Genomic DNA, 7,750 nt, shown 5'->3' on the forward strand with positions numbered 1-7,750 from the left:
ACAGAAAGCTTGTCAATATTAGCTTAATACTTTTCATATTCCCTTTCATAAGCTACCTGTAACGTTAAAAATTCCTGTAAACGGTCTAAAGCCGACATTCTTGCCACTTGTAATTCTTTAATACCGTTGAGCACAGATGGCAGATCACCCGTATTTTGATCATAAGCGAGCAATGCTGTTTTATAAGCATTTTGCAGCGCCGGAATGATGTTTTGCTGATAGTTTTTCAGCTGCCTTTTTTTACTGCTCATATCTGTTCTTAAACCGGCTAATAGCCCTTGGGCCTGGTTGAGTATAGCTGATCTTTTCTGTTGTAATTCCTCCCCTTCGTAACGGATACCTTTTAGATTGGCCTTGTATTCTTTAGAAGCCCAGGGGACAATGGGTATGGTAACAGAGCCCATTAAAACATATTGATTGGCATATCCGCCGTAACTGAGCATGTGCGCCGCCTGGATGCCAAAGTCGGGTTTACGCTTGCTGTATTCCATTTTGGCATTTAATTGCTGCAATTCAATGTTTCGGCTTATGCCTTTAATATCACTGCGGTTTGTTGTAAGGGCCGCGGTATCAATAATAGCCGATTCATAATCTTTCAACACGATATTAGTATCCACCATAAATACAGTTTGTTTATCCTTGTTCATCAGGGTATTCAGCATGATATTCTTTTGGCTGATCTCATTATTCAGCTGTTCGCGGGTATTATCCAGTTCATACAAGTCTGCTTTGGCTTTGTAAATATTGCTTAGCTTTTCTTTACCGTATGTTAGCCGGATATTGGCATCCTTGAGCATATATTCAAAAAGGCTTTGTGTACGCTGCAATAATGCCAGCTTCTTTTCCAGTACCACCCGTTCGTAATAATATTGCTTTGCCTGGGCGACGAGCTGGTTTTTCAGGTAATTTTTGTCCTCTGCCGTTACCTTCGACATCCCTTTCATATAAGCCTCCTTAGTCCGCAGCTTGGCCGGGTTGGTGAACATTTGCTCGCCACTTATCATAAAAGAGCCCATATTTGGATTTGCCTGGTAAGGTGTTTGATATTGCCCTGCGCTAATCTTTGGTGCATCCAGGCTTTTGGCGCCGGTTGCATAAGCATCCTGAGAGCTGATTTTAGCATCATATGCCTGCAAGGCCGGGTTAACAACAATTTGTGCCAGGACACTATCCAGCGGTAATCGTTGTGCCTGTGCTGTTATGCAGCCAAGGCAGATCAGCAGGGTATATATAATTTGATGTTTCGTTTTCATGATATTATTCCTTTACCTCAAATACTTCCAGCCTGCCATATTTTTTTAGTTCGTATTCCTTTACCATCAAAAAGATTAGCGGGGTAACCAGTAAAATATGCGTGGAAGAAGTTAACACACCGCCAATCATCGGCAGTACAATTGGCAGCATCACATCGCTGCCGGTTCCTGTTGCCCAAAGCACAGGCACCAAGCCAAATAGGGCTACACAAACGGTCATGAGCTTGGGCCTTAGGCGTTTTACCGCGCCGTTCATTACATAAACCCGCAGGTCTTCCCTGGTAATGGTTTCTTTTGAATTTCCTTTTAAGGCAACCAGTTGCTGCATGGCATCGTTCAAATAAATTACCATAACTATACCGGTTTCCACAGCAATACCGAACAGGGCAATAAAGCCCACGGCTACTGCAACTGATAAATGCACGCCAAAAAAATAAACCATGTAAGCCCCACCGATAAGTGCAAACGGAATACTGATAAGGCTAAAAAATGCTTCGCGGATAGAATGAAATGCAAAGTACAGGCAGGCGAATATGATAATGAGCACCACCGGTAAAATTAATTTCAGCGTATGTTCTGCGCGGATCAGGTTTTCATACTGACCGCTCCATTCGATGAAATATCCTTTGGGTAAAGATTTAACCATCGTATTTAATCTGTTCTGTGCTTCCTGCACGGTACTTCCCAAGTCCCGGTCACGAACATTGAACAATACGGTGCCGCGTAATAAGGCATTTTCAGACTGGATCATAGCCGGGCCATCGCCGATCCTGATATCGGCAACAGAGGATAATGGAACAGGGCCGTAAGATGGTGTTTGTACCAGTGTACGTTTAATCTCGTCTAAATTGCTCCTGTAATCCTGCGCCAAACGCAGGTTTACGCTGAAGCGTCTGCGCCCTTCAATGGTTGGGGTAAGGTTCATGCCGCCCAGGGCGCTTTCTACCACCTGGTTTACATCATCTACACTTAACCCATACCTGCCAATGGCATCTTTATTCACCTGTATGTCCAGGTATTTGCCGCCTGTAATGGGGTCAACATACAGATCTTTTACCCCATTGATACCCAACAAAGCCTGCTTCATTTGGTTGGATAAGGCATAAATAGTATCCAGGTTTTGCCCGTATACCTTCAATCCAACATCGGTACGGATACCCGTTGAAAGCATATTGATACGATTGATGATTGGCTGTGTCCAGCCGTTCACTACGCCGGGGATCTGTAGCTTGGCATTCAACTCATTAACGATGTCTTCCTTTTTAATTCCCTTGCGCCATTCGCTGGCAGGTTTTAATAGGATAATGGTTTCTACCATGCTGATGGGCGAATTATCGGTAGCTGTATTGGCACGTCCGGCTTTGCCCAAAACGTTTTTTACCTCGGGGATGCTTTTAATGATCCTGTCCTGTACCTGCAAAAGCTGCTTTGCTTCGGAGTTGGAAATATCCGGTAAGGTAACCGGCATAAACAGGATAGTACCTTCGTCAAGCGGCGGCATAAATTCGCTGCCTAAACTCAATAACAGCGGTATGCTGATGAGTAATGCAATTACGTTAACGCCTATGGTGGTTTTGCGCCACGTAACGCACCAGTTTAATATTGGGCTGTATAACTTTTCCAGTGTACGGTTCAGTGGGTTATGCTCGTCTGTTCTTAATTTATCTTTCAGAAAAAAGGAGATCAGCACAGGTGCCAGTGTAACCGCAAGGATTGCATCAATAGCGAGGATGAATGTTTTAGTCCAGGCCAAAGGGCCAAACAGTTTACCTTCCTGGCCTTCCAGCAAGAATACCGGCAGGAATGACGCCACGATAATCAGCGTAGAAAAGAACACGCCCCGGCCAACCTGTTTGCAGGATGCTTCTATGATTTTAATTCGTTCTCCTGCGGTCATGATCTTTCTTTTTCTTGTGCAATGGATAAATTCCGGTGCGAGTTCTCGACCATCACAATGCCGTTATCTACTATCACCCCAATGGCTAAGGCGATGCCCGTTAATGACATGATATTGGATGATATGCCAAAAGCGTTAAGCAGTATAAAGCTGGTAGCAATGGTAATAGGTATCTGTATAATAATACCAAGGGCGCTTCGCCAGCTAAACAGGAACAGGATAACAATAATGGATACCGTAATCATTTCCTCAATCAGCGTACGTTTCACGGAACCAATGGCATTTTCTATCAGCTCGCTACGGTCATAGGCGATCCTGAATTTCACACCCGGAGGTAAGCCTTTTTGGATGTCGTTCATTTTATCCTTAACCGCATGGATCACCTTATCGGCATTTTCTCCATACCGCATCACCACAATTCCGCCAACGGCTTCGCCTTCACCATTCTGGTCAAAAATTCCTAAGCGTTCATCGCCGCCCATTTGAACAGTGGCAATATCTTTTACCCTTACCGGGACAGTTTTAATAACGCCGACGGAAATATTCTCCACATCGGGTAACGACTTGATATAACCCAGGCCGCGAACGATATAACCTGTACCATTCATTTCAAACTTGCGGCCTCCTACATCATTGTTATTGCTTTTTACGGCTTTAAGCACCTGCGATAAGGGAATATTGTAATAGTTGAGTTTATGCGGGTCGATATTGATCTGGTATTGCTTTTGAAAGCCGCCGAATGAGGCCACTTCACTAACGCCGGATACTGTTTGCAGCCCCAGTTTAATATACCAGTCTTGCAAGGCCCGCTGTTCGCCAAGGTCAATCCCTTTTGCATCCAGCGTGTACCACAAAATATGGCCTACCCCGGTTCCGTCCGGCCCTAATGTTGGTGTAATACCTTCCGGCAGTAAACGCTGTGCATAGTTAAGCCGTTCCAGTACCCGGCTTCGCGCCCAATACACATCGGCTTTATCCTCAAAAACAACATAAACAAAGCTCATCCCAAACATGGAGGTAGCGCGTATGGCTTTTACTTTTGGAATGCCCTGTAAATTACTCACCAACGGGTAAGTTACCTGGTCTTCCATAATCTGCGGGCTGCGGCCCTGCCATTCGGTGAATACGATCACCTGGTTATCCGAAAGATCGGGTATGGCATCAATGGGGTTTTCTTTAACCGCGTAGGCTCCCCAGGAAAAAAGAGCAATCGCGATAAGCAAAACAATATACCTGTTTTTTAAAGACAGGGTAATAAGTTGATTAATCATCTTAATGGTTTTGATAATCCCGGTGCTTATGCACCGGGATTAAATGAATTACATTTTCATTGGTGCAGCTTTCTTTTTAGCAGGTTCCTTTTTTACTAAAGTCATCCCGCATTTAGGGCATTTTCCGGGTTTATCGCTCAACACCTCCGGGTGCATGGCGCAGGTGTATTGTACTTTAACTGGCTTAACCTTTTTGGTTTTAGTGGTGTCGGCAACCGCCGTAGGTGAGTGGGACGCAAATACGGTTGCAGCCGAAAATAAAATGGCCATAGCAATCAGCATTACTTTTTTCATGATTATAAAAAATTAGAAATGGATAAATGGCGCAAGACATTATAAGCCTGCGCATTGATTATAAATTAAGATGATGAATTTTAATATAAAGATTAGCCGGATTACAGATTGTAAAGGCTAAAGAGAAAAGATACAGGTCAGATCCTGTAAGTACAGTTGCGGGTATAAATAGGTGTATCACTGCTACCCGGAGGGGCATTGCTTTGATAACTGGTATTTTGATTATGATCGTTAACAATAACTACCGGATTCCATGAATTGAAAGATGGCAGAATTACAGGTGATAACTCATTAAAAACAAAAGAATCGGCACTAACATGCGTATCCTTGATCTTAAAAGATTGGTTTTCGTTTCTACAGCAGTTATCGCTTTTTAACGATTTTTGATCCTGCTTATCAGTTGCGCCATAGATCAGGGTGACAGAAGCCAACTTACCGCAGCAATAAAAACGGTTAACCCCAATACCCACACATGATAAAAGGTAAATGGCCGTTAATATAATGAGTGCGGTACGTTTCATACATCGAATATACTTACTTTAATTAAAAAATAATATAATTCAATGGGTTAAGGCTAAGATTTTACTTTTAACAAGCTTGTATTTATAACTGCAACAACAGCGCTATCGGCCTCCATATAGTTCCAGTTGCCGGACATAAAACCTTTGCAAAAAGACAACCTGGCTTTACTTTTTTATATAATATTATTGTTGTTTTAACACTTATGTTTATTGGAAATTAACATGGGGTATAAAGAGTCATTTGCTTCATTATATAATCATATGAGGTTTAAACGGGTTGTTTTTGGCGTATTTTTTTTCAGTGATAAAAAAATGAAAATTTTTTGTCTGAAAATATAATTGTTCTTTATACATTTATAAAATAAATAAACCCCTGGTAAAGATCGGGGCAAACCAAAATAAACTTAATGACGCTATTTCTTTAGCGTGCTAAAACAACCTATTGATAAATGAAAAAAGTAACTTTTATTTCCATTGCACTATCGTGCTTTTTTATTGCAGAGCGCCTAAATGCGCAAACTGTTAAATTAACATTGGATCTGGGCAAAGATGGGGTAGATGTAAGTTCGAAATTATATGGTTTAATGACAGAGGAGATCAATCACTCCTATGATGGCGGGTTGTATGCAGAGCTGATAAGGAACCGGGTTTTTAAAGACAACCCTAAAGCGCCTGATAATTGGGCAGTTGTGGAATACGGAGGCGGAAAAGGAAATATTCAGTTGGATGAAAAGCAAGCCATTAACGCTTCACTAAGTACCTGTTTAAAGCTTGATGTGACCAAAGATGGCGGACGGGTTGGCATAGCGAACGAAGGTTACTGGGGAATACCGGTAAAGCCACAAACCACCTATAAAGCTTCGTTTTATGCTAAAGCTACAGATGAGGCTGCCGGACCTTTAACTGTAAGCATTGAAAGTAATGACGGTACAGTAACCTATGCTTCGGCGCCTGTTACATTAAATAAAGGCGAATGGAAAAAGTACGAGGTACAATTAAGCACCGGTAATAATATTAAACCAACCTTACAAGCCCGTTTTGTGATCTCTGCCAGCCATACGGGCACCTACTGGTTTAACCTGGTTTCATTATTTCCGCCTACTTACAATAATCGCCCTAATGGCAACAGGACCGATATTATGCAATTGATGGCAGATATGAAGCCTACGTTTCTGCGGTTCCCGGGAGGTAATTACCTGGAAGGCGACTGGTTTTCTACCCGTTTTCCGTGGAAAAATACGTTAGGGAAGCTTGAGGAACGCCCAGGACATGCAGGTTGCTGGAGTTACCGTTCATCAGATGGGATGGGTTTGCTGGAGTTTTTAGAATGGTGTGAAGATTTGAAAATGGAACCCTTACTGGCAGTTTATGCCGGCTATACGCTTAAAGGAGACCATATTGATGCCGGTCCGTTTTTAAAGCCATTTGTTGACGATGCCTTAGAAGAGATTGAATATGTGACCGGTGATGTGAACACCAAATGGGGAGCAAAGCGTGCACAGGATGGGCATCCCGAACCATTTAAGCTCACGTATATTGAAGTGGGCAACGAGGATGGTTTTGACAAATCGGGAAGTTACGATGGTCGTTTTGCCCAGTTTTATGATGCAATAAAAGCAAAGTATCCGCAATTACAGATCATTTCGACAATAGGCGGAAGGGATCCCCTTGGTGCAAGATTTGAAATTAAAAGCCGCAAACCGGAGGTGATTGATGAACATTATTACCGTAACGCATGGGAGATGGAGCAAGATGCAGCTCATTATGATAATTATGACCGCAACGGCCCAAAGATATTTGTTGGCGAATGGGCAACACGTGAGGGAAGTCCTACAACCAATCTGAATGCAGCATTAGGAGACGCGGCCTGGATGACCGGCATGGAACGCAACTCCGATCATGTGGTTATGTCATGCTATGCACCGCTTTTCGTAAATGTTAGTCCGGGAGCTATGCAGTGGAAGTCTGATTTGATAGGTTATGATGCTATTGCAAGTTTTGGCTCACCATCATATTATGCGCAAAAAATGTTCAGTAATTACCTGGGCAATAAAGTTGTGCAGGTAAGCGGAGAGAATATCCCTACGCAAACCAATAAATCGGCAAAAGATAAAAATGCAGCTATACCGGCATTATTTTATGTTGCTACTAAAGATAGCAAAACCGGGTCTGTGTATCTTAAGGTGGTAAATGCATCGGGTAAAGCCCAGTCTGTTACAATTGATATGAAAGGTGCCGGAAAAGTATCCGGAAACGGAACGCTTATTGTATTAAAGGGGAATAGTCCTGAAGATACCAATAGCATAACCGAACCGGAAAAAATAGTGCCTGTAAGTAAAAAGATCAAGGGGATAGGTAAAACATTTACGCGGGTTTTTGATGCATACTCTGTCAACGTACTACAGGTACAAACCAGGTAAGGTTTTATTTAAATCCCTCAATATACACTAACCGTAATCAGAACAAAAACAAGCAAGATCGACGGTTCATCAAAAGTTATACAATGAGTTGTGC

The 7,750-nt window shown here is 42.6% G+C and carries 6 protein-coding genes; 1 reads left to right on the forward strand and 5 read right to left on the reverse strand.

All coding sequences use genetic code 11. From position 1 onward, the window contains the following. Nucleotides 1–23: 23 nt before the first annotated feature. The 5 genes from AC1DPZ_RS17995 to AC1DPZ_RS18015 all read right to left on the reverse strand — a co-directional run bounded on the left by AC1DPZ_RS17995 (nt 24) and on the right by AC1DPZ_RS18015 (nt 5,236). Entirely contained in the window at nt 24–1,253 is a 1,230-nt protein-coding gene (locus tag AC1DPZ_RS17995) for a TolC family protein (RefSeq protein WP_477405902.1), read from the reverse strand. Nucleotides 1,254–1,257: 4 nt separating this feature from the next. Then, nucleotides 1,258–3,150, reverse strand: coding sequence for an efflux RND transporter permease subunit (locus AC1DPZ_RS18000; RefSeq protein WP_477405904.1), 1,893 nt, complete (start codon nt 3,148–3,150; stop codon nt 1,258–1,260). Then, nucleotides 3,147–4,421, reverse strand: a complete 1,275-nt coding sequence (locus tag AC1DPZ_RS18005; protein WP_477405906.1) for an efflux RND transporter permease subunit — start codon at nt 4,419–4,421, stop codon at nt 3,147–3,149. Before AC1DPZ_RS18005 ends, AC1DPZ_RS18000 begins: the two co-directional genes overlap by 4 nt. Before the next feature lie 48 nt (nt 4,422–4,469). Next, nucleotides 4,470–4,715 (reverse strand): heavy metal-binding domain-containing protein, encoded by a 246-nt coding sequence (locus AC1DPZ_RS18010; RefSeq protein WP_477405908.1) that lies wholly within the window; start codon nt 4,713–4,715, stop codon nt 4,470–4,472. Nucleotides 4,716–4,852: 137 nt separating this feature from the next. Further along, nucleotides 4,853–5,236 (reverse strand): HYC_CC_PP family protein, encoded by a 384-nt coding sequence (locus AC1DPZ_RS18015; RefSeq protein ID WP_477405910.1) that lies wholly within the window; start codon nt 5,234–5,236, stop codon nt 4,853–4,855. Nucleotides 5,237–5,685: 449 nt separating this feature from the next. Between AC1DPZ_RS18015 and AC1DPZ_RS18020 the strand changes: the two genes are divergently transcribed. Next, entirely contained in the window at nt 5,686–7,656 is a 1,971-nt protein-coding gene (locus tag AC1DPZ_RS18020; protein ID WP_477405912.1) for an alpha-L-arabinofuranosidase C-terminal domain-containing protein, read from the forward strand. Nucleotides 7,657–7,750 lie beyond the last annotated feature (94 nt).

The sequence above is a fragment of the Mucilaginibacter sp. P4_G9 genome, from assembly GCF_056400985.1.

Coding starts and splice junctions, on each gene's coding strand:
- AC1DPZ_RS17995 (WP_477405902.1), bottom strand. CDS start 1,253: ATGAAAACGAAACATCAAATTATATATACCCTGCTGATCTGCCTTGGC.
- AC1DPZ_RS18000 (WP_477405904.1), bottom strand. CDS start 3,150: ATGACCGCAGGAGAACGAATTAAAATCATAGAAGCATCCTGCAAACAG.
- AC1DPZ_RS18005 (WP_477405906.1), bottom strand. CDS start 4,421: ATGATTAATCAACTTATTACCCTGTCTTTAAAAAACAGGTATATTGTT.
- AC1DPZ_RS18010 (WP_477405908.1), bottom strand. CDS start 4,715: ATGAAAAAAGTAATGCTGATTGCTATGGCCATTTTATTTTCGGCTGCA.
- AC1DPZ_RS18015 (WP_477405910.1), bottom strand. CDS start 5,236: ATGAAACGTACCGCACTCATTATATTAACGGCCATTTACCTTTTATCA.
- AC1DPZ_RS18020 (WP_477405912.1), top strand. CDS start 5,686: ATGAAAAAAGTAACTTTTATTTCCATTGCACTATCGTGCTTTTTTATT.